Here is a 13,963-nt window from a genome sequence, read left to right on the forward strand (position 1 = left end):
GTGACCTTGAGCGGGTACTCCGACTTGCCGTCGGCGATGCGCCGGGCACGGCGTTCGTCGCTGTTGACCAGCAGGCGGCCGGCGTTCTCGTACGCGGGTGTCCGCTCAGGTGCGGACGGACTCCTTCGCGGGCGTCCCGCCGACGGCGGTGGCGGCGGCCGTCTGCGCCTCTTCCGAGACCTCCGGGCCCTCCGAACCGTCCGCCGCCTCAGCGGTGTCCTTCGGCGGTGCGGGGACCGGCGGGATGTGCCGGAACCAGCGCCAGGCGAGGGCGGCCAGACCCACGAACAGCACGGCGGCCAGCGCGCCCACCAGGTTGACCCCGGAGGTGAACGCCTCACGGGCTGAGTCGAGCAGTTCGGTGCCTTCGGGACCGGATACTCCCGGGGCCAGGGCCACGGCGTTGGCGATGCCCTCGCGGGCCGCCTCCGCCGTGTCGGCGGCCACGCCGGCGGGCACCGAGATCTGGTCGCGGTAGACGGCGGTGCCGATGCTGCCGAGGATGGCGATACCGGCCGCGACGCCGAACTCGCCGCTGGTCTCGGACAGCGCCGAGGCCGAACCGGTCTTCTCCGGCGGGGCGGCGCTGGTGACCATGCCGTATCCCAGGGACACCGTCGGGCCGAGGCCGCCGTTGATCAGGATCGCTCCGAGCACGATCAGGCCCACGCTGTCGTTGCTGGGCACCTGGGACAGCACGACGTAACCCGCCGCCGCCGCCAGCAGACCGCCCGCCATCAGGTACGCGGGGCGGATCTTCTGGGCCAGCCCGGTGGCCAGCCCGATGGTGACGAGCACGGCGAAGGCGCTGGGCGCCAGGCACAGACCCGTCTTCCACGGCGAGAGGCCTTCGACCATCTGGAGCTGGAGGTTGACCAGCAGCAGGGCGCCGCCGGTCACGGTGCCGACCAGCAGGGAGAGCAGCAGTGCGCTGCGGTAATCGCGGATCTTGAAGAGTCCGAGGTCCAGCAGCGGGTCGGCGAGCTGGCCCTGCCGGCGGACGAACAGCACGCCGAAGACCAGGCCGACTACCAGGGCGACGACGGGAAGCGCCGCCATGCCGTGGGCGATCTCCTTGATGCCGTACATGAAGGGAAGGATGGTCAGCAGGGAGAGCACGACGCTGAACAGGTCCAGCCGTCCGGCCTCGCCGTTGCGGTACTCCGGCAGCAGCATCGGTCCGGCGATCAGGAGCAGCGCCATGACCGGAACGGCCAGCAGGAGCACCGAGCCCCACCAGAACGCCGACAGCATGAAGCCGCCGATGATCGGGCCGAACACGCCGCCGCCCACGAAGCAGCTCGTCCACACGGCGACGGCCGCGCCGCGCTGCTTCGGGTTCTTGAACATGTTGGTGATCAGCGCCAGCGTCGACGGCGCGAGGGTCGCTCCGGCGATTCCGAGCATCGCCCTCGCGGCGATGAGCATCTCCGGGCTGGTGGCGTAGGCCGCGAGCACCGAGGCGACGGCGAAGAAGGCCCCGCCGGTCAGCAGCAGCTTGCGGCGCCCGATCCGGTCGCCGAGGGTGCCCATGGTGACGAGGAACCCGGCGAGCATGAATCCGTAGATGTCCAGGATCCACAGCTGCTGGGTACTGCTCGGCTGGAGGTCCTTGGCCAGGTGCGGGAGTGCCAGGTGCAGCACGGACATGTCCACTGCCAGCAGGAACGCCGGCAGAACCAGGACCAGCAGCCCCAGCCATTCCCGGCGGCCCGCCTTGGCGGCCGGGTCGTTCTCGGTGCTCGTGTGCATCGAGCATCCTTCCTTGACGTGTTTAGAGAACCGGCCGGCCGGCCGTGCGGTTGAGCCACCACTGCACCAGCATCAGGTTGATGACCCAGCCGACCCAACGGGCGGCCTCAAGGTAGTAATTGGTGTCGATCGGCAGGGCCAGGACGGTGCCGGTGATGACGATGGTCGAGCCCCAGAAGTTGTTCATGACCATCGCGAAGGCATAGAGCATGAACCGCCGGTGCTCGGCGTAACGGCGCTGGCGGATCCGGACGTACCCCATGACGGTGAAGGCCACCCACAGCACGGTCGCCACCGCGACGCCGAGCTGTCCCACCGGCGGTGCGAAGGGCACGATCACCAGTCCGAGCAGGCCCGCGACCACCGTGCTGAGCACGTACACCCGGCCGCCCCAGCGGTGGACCGCCGGGGACTTGCGGCGCAGCCACGGCCACGCCTGGAAGATCGAGGTCAGCAGGGCGACGGTGGCGAACGCGATGTGGGTGATCAGGATCGGGTAGTACTGCGGGAAGCCGTCGTGCGGCATCAGCGGCGCCGTCTGCCTGTCGAGGTACGGCCCCGCGGTGACGGCGATGTAGGCGACGGACAGCACGAACAGCGGCGCGATCCACGGCCGCCGCCACCACGGGCGCGACGGCGACGGCACGGTTCTCACCGGCGAAAGGGGTCTTTCCAGGTTCTGGACCACGGTCGATCCTTCGTGTCGAGCGGGCCGTCGGATCTTGCCGCCGTGGTCCCGCAACCAAATGGGAAGGTGCTTGGGGCCGTGCCGGACCGCGCCGATGACCGATTCAGGTTCACACCGGCGGATCCGGACGGGCAACTCTCAGATTGCCGTTCTGCCTGCGGACGCCGATCCGGCGGCGGGGCCTGCACCGACCCCGGCCGCCGGACGGCGCCGGTTCAGCGGACCCCGACGGGGGTCTCCTGCGCGGGGATCTCCTCGACGGAGCCGGCGGCGGCCGGGGCCGGGGCGGCGACGGGCCGGGCGGCCGCTGCCGTCTTCACGGCGCCCTTGCGCGAGTGGGAGCCGAAGCGGCGCATGGCCGGACGCTCCACCACGGTGTACATCACCCAGGACAGGGCGACCGCGACGGTGAAGAACAGGGCCAGCAGGGCGAGGCCCTTGGGCGTGCCGACCGGCTTGTCGGTGCCGAGCAGGTAGCCGCCGAGGACGAGCACCTGCATGTGCATCAGGTAGAAGGAGTAGCTCAGGGTCCCCAGCCGCACCATCGGGGCGCTGGAGAGCAGGGTCTTGTGCGTGCGGTTGAGGTCGGAGACGGCGCCGGAGGCGATCACCAGGGCCAGCGGGACCACCATCACGGCCACCATCCGGAACTCGGGCGGGAACAGCGGGCCGAGGCCGTACGCGGCGACGGTGAGCGCCATCGCCCCGCCGAAGCCCACGGGGATCCGGCGGCCGGACATCACGATCCGGGCCAGCAGCATGCCGACGACGAACTCCAGCGCGCGGGTGGCCGGGAAGTGGAAGAGGATCCAGAACTCGTTCGGGGTCAGCTCGAGGAACGGCATGGCCTGCTGGCTCGGCAGCAGCTCCACGGCGAACGGCACGACCAGCGTGATCGTCGCGAGCAGGCCGATCGTCCAGGCCCACAGGCGCTCCGGCCGGATCTTGCGGACGACGGGCAGCAGCAGCGGGAAGACCATGTAGAAGAGCAGCTCGGCGGAGAGCGACCAGGAGACCGAGTTGAAGCCGATGCGGTCCATGAGGTCCGGGGACCAGGCCTGGAGCAGGAAGACGTTGAGCAGCCCCACCCGCGTGTCGAACGACTGGTTCAGCACGGTGACCATGATGACCGCGGTGACGACGAACATCAGCAGGTGGTTGGGGTAGATGCGCACGAGGCGGCGGCGCCAGTGCGTGACGGTCCCGAGCTTCGGACGCGCCGACCAGGTCAGCACGAAGCCGCTGAGCATGAAGAAGAAGCTCATGCCGGCCCAGGCGCCCATGGTGGTCAGGCCGAGGAAGTGCTGGGCCATGCCCGGGGAGGAGAACAGCACGTAGTTGGTCGCGTGGAAGAGGAAGATCATCACCGCGACGATGAACCGCAGGCTCGTCAGCGATGGAAGCGAGGTCGGCTGGTTGACGGCGGCGCCGTCCCCGTTGGTCGATGACGTCAAGGCACACCTTTTCGAGAAGCAGCAGGGCAGGCTACGGCCGCGGCCGGAATTCGCCGTCGGACGGTGCGAATGCTGCACCCGGCCGCAATGGCCCCGCACCTCCCAACGTGCGCAATTCCAGCTGCTTTTGCGGCTCCGTTCCGGGGGTGCGGGGGCTCGTGCCACGACCGCAACCCGGGAGATGCGCCGCCCGTGCCCGGCCTGGACGATGACCCCCGGAGGGCCGTACCGGCCAGGTACCGACCTGGTACCGGCCGGGCCTCCGCGCCGGACGGCGAAGCCGAAGAAGACGACGAAGGGGAGACGCACGTGCCCGATCTGGACAGGTGGGACCTGCTGGTCAGGCGGGACGACCTCGCCGACAGCGAGGTGCGCCGGGCGTCCGCGCAGCCGCTGGAGCCGGGAGAGGTGCGTCTGGCCGCGGAGAAGTTCGCCCTGACCGCGATCACCGCCACGTACGCCCGGCTGGGCGAGTCCGAGCTGCCCTTCTTCGACGCCTTCCCCGGGCCGGACGGCCACGGGCGCGTCCCGACCTGGGGTTACTCCCGGGTCGAGGAGTCGCGGCACCCCGAGATCGCCGTCGGCACCCGCTACTTCGGCTTCATCCCGCTCTCCTCGCACGTCACGCTCGCCGCGAACCCGACCGCGCGGGGCTTCGCCGACACGGCTCCCGGGCGGGACTACCTGCACCCCTGGTACCGCGAGTACCTGTTCGCCGGGGCGCCGCAGGAGTCGCCGGACGCGCCCGGCGCGCAGGACGCGCGCGACCCGCTGGACGACCACCGCCTGCTGCTGCGGCCGCTGTACCCCGCGTCCTTCAACCTCGCCGAGTTCCTCGGCCGCGAGGCCGAGCCGGGCACCACCGTCCTGATCACCAGCGCCTCCAGCAAGACCGCCGTGGGCCTGGCCGCGCTGCTGGCCGGCCACGAGGGGCTGCGCACCGTGGGCGTGACCTCCGCGGGCAACCTCGGCTTCACCCGCGGGCTCGGCCACTACGACGAGGTCCTCACCTACGGGGACCTGCCCACGGCCGAGGTTCCCGAGTCGGTCGTGCTCGTCGACTTCACCGGCCAGGCGGACCGGCTGTTCCTCGTCTACGAACGGTTCGGCAAGGCCCTGAAGGACGCGCTGCTCGTCGGTTACACCCACCCCGGTGCGGAGATCGAGCCGCCGCCGGGGCTGACCGACCCCGAGCCGTGGATCTTCTTCACCCCGTCCGAGGAACAGCGCCTCATCGAGAAGGAGGGCGAGGAGCAGTACCGGGCCCGCTACGCCCGCTCCGAGGACGCGTTCGTCGAGGCCGCGCTGTCCTGGCTCACCGTCAACCGGGTGGCCGGCCCGCACGCGCTGGCCGCCGCCTACCGCTCCCTGATCGACGGGGCCCTTCCCCCGCACACGGGCACGGTGGCCGTGGCCCGCTGAACCGTCTGACCCGCTGTTCCGCCTGACCCGCCCGGTCTGCAGGGACGAAGGCGCCGCCACCGTGTCCGTCGGTGGCGGCGCCTTCCGCTGTCTTACCGGCCGGGCTCAGACCAGCAGGGAGCAGCCCGGCGCGATGTCGCCGCGGAACAGGCCCTCGGGGTCGACCCGCAGCCGGACCCGGTCCACGGCGCGCACGCCCTGCGGGTCGAGGTGGCCCTGGGGCTGTTCCAGGGAGGCGACGAACGTGGGCGCGGTCCGGCCGGTGTCCCAGGGGGCCAGCGTCTCGCGGACCAGCGCGCAGTGCTCGCGGATCTCCTGCTCGGTGGCGCCGCCGCCGGGCACTCCGGCGCCGGAGTAGGCGTACCGGGCGTCCAGGTGGCCGAGCGCGCCCGCCCCGGCTTCGGGGCGGCGGCCCAGCGCGCCGCCGAGCTGGCGCAGTTCGGCGACGACGAGGGCCGAGTCGGGCCGGTCCACGGTCACGCTCAGGAAGGCTTCGATGCCCGCGTCGCCGAGCTCGCCGAGCAGCATGTGGTCGCCGAGGACCGGTACGGGCTCCGGGGGGTCCATGTGGGTCTCGGGCACGGCGGTGGGGGCGGCCTCGTGCCAGGTGTCCATCAGGGGCTCGGACAGGGCGCGCAGCGGTGCGAGCAGCTCCTGCGCCTGCCGGCGCATGGCCTCCAGGCCGTCCTCGTCACTGGCGAGGACCAGGCCGTCCAGGCACAGGACGGGCCCGGCGGTCAGCACCGCCGGGATCTCCGGGAGCTCGGGCAGGTTCATCACACGGATCGAGGTGGTGGCCGCCTCGGGGGCCGTCTCGGCCCACCGGCGCCACACGGGCAGCAGCCGGGCCGCGTCGGCGGCGGGCCAGAACGCGGCACCGGTGATCACGCGGGCGGCGGGGAAGAGCGCGACCTCCACCGCGGTGACGACGCCGAGGCCGCCGCCGCCGCCACGCAGGGCGTCGAACAGTTCGGGGTCCTCGGTGGCGTCCACGCGCCGCAGTTCGCCGTCGGCGGTGACGAGTTCGACGGCGCGAAGGCTGTTGACGGAGAGGCCGGTGTGGCGCGCGTACATGCTCAGGCCGCCGCCCAGGAGGTAGCCGACGACCCCGACCGTGGGCGAGGAGCCGTGCGGTGCGGCGAGCCCGTGCCGGGCGGCCGCCTCGACGACGGCGCCCCACCGGGCGCCCGCGGGTACCCGGGCCACGCGGCGCTCCGCGTCGATCTCCACACCGTCGCTCAGTCCGGTGCGGATCAGCAGGTCGTCGTCCATGGGGCGGGCGGTCGCCGAGGCGTGCCCGGTGGCGTGCACCCGTACTCCCAGGCCCTGCTCCCGCGCGCGGCGGATCGCCGAGCGAACCTCGTCGACGCAGTGCGCCGTCACGGCGGCGGCGGGGGTCACCGGTGCGAAGAGGTTGAACACCTGGGTGGCCGCCGCGTAGGACGGGTCGCCGCGGTGCGCGGTGTCCGCCGGGGACTCGTTGACCGTGGTCATGGGTGAGGTTCCTCCAACACGCTGATCAGACGGGACTGCCCGGGCGCCCAGGCGCCCGACCAGCCTCGTACGCGGCCCGGTGCGACGGCATCTCCTGGTGTGCGCAGCCACGCGGGCAGCCCGGATCCCGCGCCGGGCACGGGGGCCGGGCGCGGGATCCGGGCTGCCCGGGCGCTCCGTTACGCGGTGCGCTCCGCGGTGATGAAGACGAAGGAGCCGCTGCCGGACTCCTCGGTGACGCTCAGGCCCGCGTCGGCGAGCCACTTCTTGATCTCGTCGAGCTCGAACAGGAGCATGCCCGCGGGCCGGCTGGGGAAGTAGTGCGAGCCCTGGAAGTAGCGGTCGATCGGGTCGTCGGCCCAGCGGAAGGTCAGCAGGGTGAAGGTGCCGCCGGGCTTGAGGACCCGGCCGATCTCGGAGATGGCGATGTCCGCCTGCTCCGGGAAGGCCTGGAGGGCGTTCCAGCAGTTGACGGCGCCCAGGGTGGCATCCGCGTAGGGCAGCGTCAGGGCGCTGGCGATGACGGCCGGCACCTCGGGCAGGGCCCGGCGCAGCGCGTTGAGCATGGGCAGGCCCAGGTCCTGCGCGATGAGCCGCTCGGTGCCGACGGCCTGGTCCAGGACGGCCGTCCAGCGGCCGGCGCCGGCGCACAGGTCGAGCACGGGCCCGTCGACCGGGCGGGTGTGCGCGGTGAGGTACGCGTCCTCGAACTCCGGGGTGACGGCGTCGTCCCAGTTCAGGCCGGCGACGCGGAGGAACGCCGGGCGCAGCACCGACTCGTAGTAGACGCCCATGCTGGGCATGGCGGCGAGCTTCTGGAGCAGGTCGGCGGTGTCGTCCTCCTCGGTCGCCTGCGAGCCGGTCGCCCCGCCGGAAAGGTCGAGGAGTCCCCGGGCGAGGGGGAAGGAGACCGAGCAGGCGTCGCAGCTCGCGCCGTCGTCGGTGAAGTCGAGCGAGCCGGAGCAGGACGGGCAGCGCAGGGCGTCGGAGTGCCGGGCGAAGTCGGCGCCACCGAGGTGGGAGGCCTGGCCGGTCCCTTCGGCGGAGGCGATGGGGTAGGCGGTCTCCACGGCGATGCCGTGGCGCACGGCCCAGTAGGCCTTCATGCCGGAGTAGGCGAGCACCGTGCGGGTGTCGTTGTCCCAGTTGGAGGTGGCCTGTTCCGGGCTGAGGGCGCGGATCCACTCCTTGTCGAACCCGACCTCGTCCTCGTTGAGCTGCCAGGCCGCCGGGGAGGGCCAGCAGCGGCCGAGGTCCGGGTCGTCGAAGTCGAGCGCCCGCAGCGTCCGCTCCAGGCGGGTGAGGTCGTTCGCGTCGAGCGCCAGTTCCTCCGTCGCGGCCGCGGCCAGGATGGCCTCGCGGTGCCCGGGGAAGTGGGAGAGCAGGTAGAGCAGGGCGGTCGTCAGGGGGGTGCCCCCGCCACCGGCGGCCAGGAGCTCCAGGTAGCGGCCGGTGCCTTCGGCCACGGCGGTGAGCACGGGGCCGTCGGTCGCCGGATGCTCGGTCTCGGCGAGCAGCCCCAGCAGGACCGCCACGTACCCCTTGCGCTGGTCGTCCACTGTGTCGAGCAGGGAGATCAGCGCCGGGGCCGCGGTGACGGCGGCGGACGCGGAGTCCTCCTGGCCCCAGACCGCGCCGGCCAGGCGCAGGAACTGCGCCTCGAGCCGGTCGGCCGGCGCCTTCACGAAGGCGTCGAGGTGCTCGGTGACGGGCGTGAGGGTCGTCTGGTCGGTCATGTGCGCGTCCTTTCAGGAGGGATGGGCGGACACCGGGTGGCGGGGCCGGCGCGTGGCGCCCGTCAGCCGTCCGGAGAGTTCGTGCGCGATCTTCGCCGTGTTCCCGGGATCGGTCAGGTAGAAGTGGCCGCCCGGGAGCAGCCGCAGGTCGGCCGGCCCGGCGGTGTGCTCCGCCCAGGCGCGGGCCTCCTCGGCCGTCACCAAGGGGTCCTCGTCTCCGAGGAACGCGGTGACGGGGCAGGCGAGCCGGTGTCCGGGATCGGTGTAGGTCTCGAACGCCCGGTAGTCGCTGCGGATGGCCGGCAGGAGCAGGCGCAGGAACATCTCCTCCGCCTCGGAGAGGGTCTGGGTGCCGCCCAGCCGGGCGAGTTCGGCGAGGATCTCCTCGTCGTTCCTCAGGTGGAGGCCGTCGTGGTGGTGGCGCGAGGGGGCGAGCATGGCGGACACGAAGAGATGGACGGGGCCGGCTCCGACCGTCTCCAGCCGGGCGGCCACCTCGTAGCCGATGAGTCCGCCCAGGCTGTGGCCGAAAATCGCCGTCGGCGCGTCCCGCAGGGGGCTGAGGGCTGCCGCGATGTGACCCGCCATCATCTTGAGGTCACCGATCAGGCGATCGCTCATGCGGTCGTGCCGGCCGGGGTACTGCACCGCCAGCACTTCCACCCCGGGGCCGATCTCCTCGGCCAGCCGGAGGTAGGAGTGGGCCGCCCCTCCCGCGTGGGGGAGGCACACCAGGCGGGCCGCTCCGGGAGGAGCCGTCCGCAGCGTGCGCAGCCAGGTCACGAATGGATCGTCTCGACGCTCGGACCCGTGGAGGCCTTGCCGAGCCGCTCGCGCAGCTTCATGGCGGGGCTCTCGATCAGGTAGAAGCTGGCGGTGGCCAGCACGATCGAACCGCCGAGGGTGACGCCGTACAGCTCCCAGAAGCCGCCGGCCTGGAAGAGGCTGCCGTGCCAGAAGTAGATGACGGCGATGTGCCACAGGTACAGGCCGTAGGAGATGCGGCCCAGGAAGCGCATCACCGGGTTGCTCATCACGGCGATGACGGCGCGGGAGCGGTCGCGCGGGACGGTCACGGGGGCGACGAGGAGGAGGCCGAAGAGCATGTACAGGACCTGCTCGGTCAGGCCGCCCGCCATCGAGGGGTAGTCCGCGTGGCCGGGCTGGCCGATCGGACGGACGCAGGCGATGACGTAGACGGCGGCCGCGGAGGCCCAGCACCACAGGGGGTTCTTCATGACCCACCGGTAGAACGCCGGCACGCTGGACGGGGAGATGTCGGCGGCGGCGGACAGGGCCGCGAGGGCCATGCCGACGGCGATGAACCCGACCCACTTCGGCGGCCACTCGTTCTGGACGGGGTACTGGCCCAGGGAGGGCAGGTGGGTGTACGCGGCGAACACGAAGCCGATGACCACGAGCGAGCTCAGGCCCGCGAGGATGCGGCGCAGGCGCACGCCCATGTCGGCCGAGTTGCCGGCGATCTTGTGCAGGGCCCAGGCCATGAGGGGCAGCACCGCGTAGAAGGCGACCTCGGTGGCGAGCGTCCAGGTCTGCTCCAGGCCCTGGCCCACGAGGCGGGCGTCGAGCTGGTAGACCTGCAGGAGCAGCACGGCCCGGGCGACCTGCCAGACCCCGGTGATGTTCTCGCGGTTCAGGAAGGTCATCGCGACGGCGACCAGGGCCCAGTACGCGGGCAGGGTGCGCAGCGCACGGCGCCACAGGTACGGCTTGATGGCGGGCTTGCGGGTGCCGGCGAGGGTGGCGAGGACCCACGGCCGGTAGAGCAGCATGCCGGAGAGCACGAAGAAGATGGGCAGGCTCACGTGGAGCTGCTGGAGCATGACGCCGAGGAAGCCGTTGGCTTCCTTGTCCATGAATCCGACCATGCCGGAACTGAACGCGACGTGCGTGGTGAGCACCCCCATGGCTGCGAGCCCGCGCATGCCCTCAAGCTCCGGGAAGAACCGGCGCTCGGTGGTGCGGGGACGGCTTGCATCCACGGAGGGCCTGGTTGTGGTCGTAGCCACGGTCCAACCCCCTGATTATCGAAGAGACTTGACCAGCTTCGGGGCGCCCGATCAGGGCTGCATCTCTCGGATTGCGGTGTTGGCGGGGGCGGACGGGGGTGGTCCGCGGCTCTGCCGGCGCGTGTGGGCGGGACAAGCCGACGGGGGCGGCAAGGAACCTCCCCAGGCCCTTGCCGCCCCCCGTCTTCGGCTTCTCTCAGACGCTCGCCAGGTGTCCGCCGAGGGAGTCGAGGAAGCTGTTCCAGCCCGCCTTGGCCTCCTCGGTCTTCTCCGCGTCGAGCTCGCCCACCTGCTGGAACGACAGTTCCGTGGAGCCGTCGATGTCGGCGAAAGTGACCGTGGTCAGTTCCTCGGCCTCCCCGCGCGCGGCGCGCTCGGCGATGCTCTCGTCGTTCGGGTCGACCAGCGTGAACACCAGCCGCTCGTTCTCCACCACCTCGCGGTAGACGCCGGTGAAGGGGAACTCGCCGATGCCCTCGGCTGCCATGGTGGCCTTCCAGGATCCGCCGACCCGGACGTCGAGCGCCACGCTCGCGGGGTCCGTGGTGAACCCGACCGGACCCCACCACCGGGCGAACTGCCCCGGGTCGGTCCATGCCTGGTACACGGTCGCGCGCGGTGCGTCGAAGACGCGGGTCACGCTGAGCTCGCTCGTGCTCGTGCTGTCGGTCAAGGTGTCCGTCGGCCTTTCGGATGGTGCGCGAAGAGGGGTTGTTCCGGTGCTGGGGGCCGGATCAGGCCTCCGGGTTCTCCGGGGCCTCGAACAGCGGGCGGACCTCGACGCCGCCGTCGTGGACCGGCACGACCTTCGCGACCTCGAGGGCGTGCTCGATGTCACGGGCCTCCAGGACGAAGGTGCCGCCGAGGGCCTGCTTGGCGTCGGCGAACGGGCCGTCGAAGACCTCGCCGCCGCGGATCGCCTTGGCGGTGCCGGCCGGCTGGAGGGCCAGACCGTTGAGGATCTTGCCGCCGAGCTCCTCGACCTTGCCCGGGAACGCCTCGTGGGCCGCGAGCAGCTCCGCCGGGGCGTTCTCCCAGCCGCCGGGGATCTCAGCCTCGTAGATGAAAACCGCGTACTGAGCCATGGTGGCTCTCCTTCCGGTGTCTTGTCCGCCGCCGTGGACTTGGCGGTCGTGTTCGTCCGTCACCAGCCTTTCCCTCCGGGGCCCTGAACGACATCTTCCATATTGCTGCGATGGGGTCCGGTATCAGCCATCCCGCGAGCCCAGGGGCCCGCGGCCGGGCCCGGGCGGGCACATCGCAATCGTGGAGATGCGCCCGCTCGGCACGAGCCCCGAATCTGACCGCATGACTGACTTCGAGAACAAGACCGTCCTGGTCACCGGTGGCGGCAGCGGCATCGGCCTGGCCACGGCCCGCCGTCTTCTGGAAGAGGGCGCCAACGTCGTCCTCGTCGGCCGCGACGCCGAGCGCCTCGCCACCGCGGCGAAGGACCTGGACGCCGGCGAGCGCGTCCTGACCGTGACCGCCGACGTCGCGCGCCCCGATGACCTCGACACCGTCATCGATCAGGTGCGCGAGCGTTTCGGCAGCCTGAACGGCGTTTTCGCCAACGCCGGCATCGGTCTCAACGCCCGCACCGCGGACGTCACCGAGGCCGACTTCGACCAGGTGGTCGGCACCAACTTCAAGGGCTCGTTCTTCACCGTCCAGAAGGCGCTGCCGCTGCTCGCGGAGGGCTCCTCGATCGTCCTGAACGCCTCGTGGCTGGTCCACCGCGGCATGGGCGCCGGCTCGGTCTACGCGGCGAGCAAGGCCGCCGTGCTCAACCTCCCCCGCACCCTGGCGCCGGACCTCGCGGAATTCGGCATCCGCGTCAACGCCGTGACGCCGGGTCACATCCGCACCGAGATGTTCGACATGGTCGCCCCGGTGGAGCCGGTGCGCGAGTTCTTCCGCGGCCAGGTGGCGCTCGGCACGCTCGGCACCCCGAACGACATCGCCGAGACCGTCCTGTTCCTGCTGTCGCCGAAGGCCGCGTACATCACCGGTCAGGAGTTCGTCGTCGACGGCGGCCTCACGGGCTCCGTCCCCGCCTGACCGGCCGACGTTCCGACCGACGCACCGACCGACGCACCGACCGTCCCAAGGAGAAAGACAGTGATCGACTTCCGGCTCGGCGAAGAGCACGAGGTCCTGCGCAAGAGCGTCGAGGAGTTCGCACGCACCGAGGTCGCGCCGGTCATCGGCGAGCTCTACAAGCGGGACGAGTTCCCCTACGAGCTGACGGCCGGGATGGGGCGGATGGGCCTGTTCGGCCTTCCCTTCGACGAGGAGTTCGGGGGCACGCCGGGCGGCGACTTCCTCGGCCTGTGCCTGTCGCTGGAGGAGCTCGGCCGGGTCGACACGTCGGTCGCGATCACCCTGTCCGCCGGAGTGTCGCTGGGTGCCATGCCCATCCACCGCTTCGGCACGCGGGAGCAGAAGGAGCGCTGGATGCCGCAGCTGTGCGCCGGTGAGGCGCTCAGCGCGTTCGGCCTGACCGAGCCCGGCGGCGGCACGGACGTCTCGGGGCTCACCACCACGGCGGTGCTCGACGGCGACGAGTGGGTGATCAACGGCGCGAAGTCGTTCATCACCAACTCCGGTACGGACATCACCCGGCTGGTCACCGTGACCGCGGTGACCGGGGTCCGCGCGGACGGCCGCCAGGAGGCCTCGACCATCGTGGTGCCCTCGGGAACCCCGGGCTTCGAGGTCGCGCCGAAGTACTCCAAGGCGGGCTGGAACGCCTCGGACACCCGCGGGCTCACCTTCACCGACTGCCGGGTGCCGGCCGGGAACCTGCTGGGTGAGCGGGGCCGCGGCATCGCGCAGTTCCTGTCCGTCCTGGACGAGAGCCGGATCGCCATCTCCGCGGTGGGTACCGGTGTGGCCCAGGGCTGCGTGGACGAGAGCGTGCGGTACGCGCGTGAGCGCAGGGCCTTCGGGCGCAACCTCGGCGCGAACCAGTCGATCCAGTTCAAGATCGCCGACATGGAGGTCCGGACCCAGTCGGCCCGTCTCGCCTACTACCAGGCCGCGTCGAAGATGCTCCGCGGGGAGCCCTTCGCCAAGGAGGCCTCGGTCGCCAAGCTCGTGTCCTCCGCCGCCGCGATGGACAACGCCCGCGACGCCACGCAGATCTTCGGCGGCTACGGCGCGCTGAACGACTACCCGGTGGCCCGCTTCTACCGCGACGCCAAGGTGCTGGAGATCGGCGAGGGCACGAGCGAGGTCCAGCGGATGCTGATCGCGCGCGGCCTGGGGGTCCAGGCGGTCGCCTGAGCCCACGGAGCCGTGGGTGGGCCGATGCGGCGGGCCGGGAGACGCGGGCGGCCCGGGGAGGGCGGGGGTGCCGCGGCGGACCGAAGACGGGGCGGACGG

The 13,963-nt window shown here is 71.7% G+C and carries 12 protein-coding genes; 3 read left to right on the forward strand and 9 right to left on the reverse strand.

The window, feature by feature from the left end; all coding sequences use genetic code 11:
- Window positions 1-105 precede the first annotated feature (105 nt).
- From ACWCP2_RS37310 to ACWCP2_RS37320, 3 genes are all read right to left on the reverse strand, one after another.
- Entirely contained in the window at window positions 106-1,752 is a 1,647-nt protein-coding gene (locus tag ACWCP2_RS37310) for an MFS transporter (RefSeq protein WP_450912981.1), read from the reverse strand.
- 22 nt (window positions 1,753-1,774) lie between these two features.
- Window positions 1,775-2,398, reverse strand: coding sequence for a DUF2306 domain-containing protein (locus tag ACWCP2_RS37315; protein WP_450912982.1), 624 nt, complete (start codon window positions 2,396-2,398; stop codon window positions 1,775-1,777).
- Window positions 2,399-2,655: 257 nt separating this feature from the next.
- Window positions 2,656-3,894, reverse strand: coding sequence for an acyltransferase family protein (locus ACWCP2_RS37320; protein ID WP_450912983.1), 1,239 nt, complete (start codon window positions 3,892-3,894; stop codon window positions 2,656-2,658).
- Between the two features lie 309 nt (window positions 3,895-4,203).
- Here ACWCP2_RS37320 and ACWCP2_RS37325 point away from each other — a divergent pair, with 309 nt between their 5' ends.
- The gene (locus ACWCP2_RS37325) at window positions 4,204-5,316 is read left to right on the forward strand and encodes a DUF2855 family protein (protein WP_450912984.1); all 1,113 of its coding nucleotides are present in this window, start codon (window positions 4,204-4,206) and stop codon (window positions 5,314-5,316) included.
- A gap of 105 nt (window positions 5,317-5,421) precedes the next feature.
- Here ACWCP2_RS37325 and ACWCP2_RS37330 read toward each other — a convergent pair whose 3' ends face one another.
- From ACWCP2_RS37330 to ACWCP2_RS37355, 6 genes are all read right to left on the reverse strand, one after another.
- Window positions 5,422-6,810 carry an FAD-binding oxidoreductase gene (locus ACWCP2_RS37330; RefSeq protein WP_450912985.1) on the reverse strand — a complete coding sequence of 463 codons (1,389 nt, stop codon included), beginning with the start codon at window positions 6,808-6,810 and terminating at the stop codon, window positions 5,422-5,424.
- A 179-nt stretch (window positions 6,811-6,989) separates the two neighbouring features.
- Window positions 6,990-8,546: a class I SAM-dependent methyltransferase gene (locus tag ACWCP2_RS37335; protein WP_450912986.1), complete on the reverse strand. Its 1,557-nt coding sequence runs from the start codon at window positions 8,544-8,546 to the stop codon at window positions 6,990-6,992.
- A 12-nt stretch (window positions 8,547-8,558) separates the two neighbouring features.
- Entirely contained in the window at window positions 8,559-9,329 is a 771-nt protein-coding gene (locus tag ACWCP2_RS37340) for a thioesterase II family protein (protein WP_450912987.1), read from the reverse strand.
- Complete coding sequence (locus ACWCP2_RS37345; protein ID WP_450912988.1) at window positions 9,326-10,576, reverse strand: acyltransferase family protein; 1,251 nt, start codon at window positions 10,574-10,576, stop codon at window positions 9,326-9,328. Before ACWCP2_RS37345 ends, ACWCP2_RS37340 begins: the two co-directional genes overlap by 4 nt.
- Window positions 10,577-10,772: 196 nt before the next feature.
- The gene (locus tag ACWCP2_RS37350; protein WP_450912989.1) at window positions 10,773-11,249 is read right to left on the reverse strand and encodes an SRPBCC family protein; all 477 of its coding nucleotides are present in this window, start codon (window positions 11,247-11,249) and stop codon (window positions 10,773-10,775) included.
- 61 nt (window positions 11,250-11,310) lie between these two features.
- On the reverse strand, window positions 11,311-11,661 hold the full coding sequence (locus ACWCP2_RS37355; protein WP_450912990.1) for a YciI family protein: 351 nt from the start codon (window positions 11,659-11,661) through the stop codon (window positions 11,311-11,313).
- 223 nt (window positions 11,662-11,884) lie between these two features.
- On the opposite strand from ACWCP2_RS37355, the gene ACWCP2_RS37360 reads away from it, so the two are divergent.
- Entirely contained in the window at window positions 11,885-12,637 is a 753-nt protein-coding gene (locus tag ACWCP2_RS37360; protein ID WP_450912991.1) for an SDR family NAD(P)-dependent oxidoreductase, read from the forward strand.
- 60 nt (window positions 12,638-12,697) lie between these two features.
- Window positions 12,698-13,864, forward strand: coding sequence for an acyl-CoA dehydrogenase family protein (locus ACWCP2_RS37365; RefSeq protein WP_450912992.1), 1,167 nt, complete (start codon window positions 12,698-12,700; stop codon window positions 13,862-13,864).
- The last annotated feature ends 99 nt before the right edge of the window (window positions 13,865-13,963 follow it).

The sequence above is a fragment of the Streptomyces sp. NPDC002104 genome (assembly GCF_053593795.1).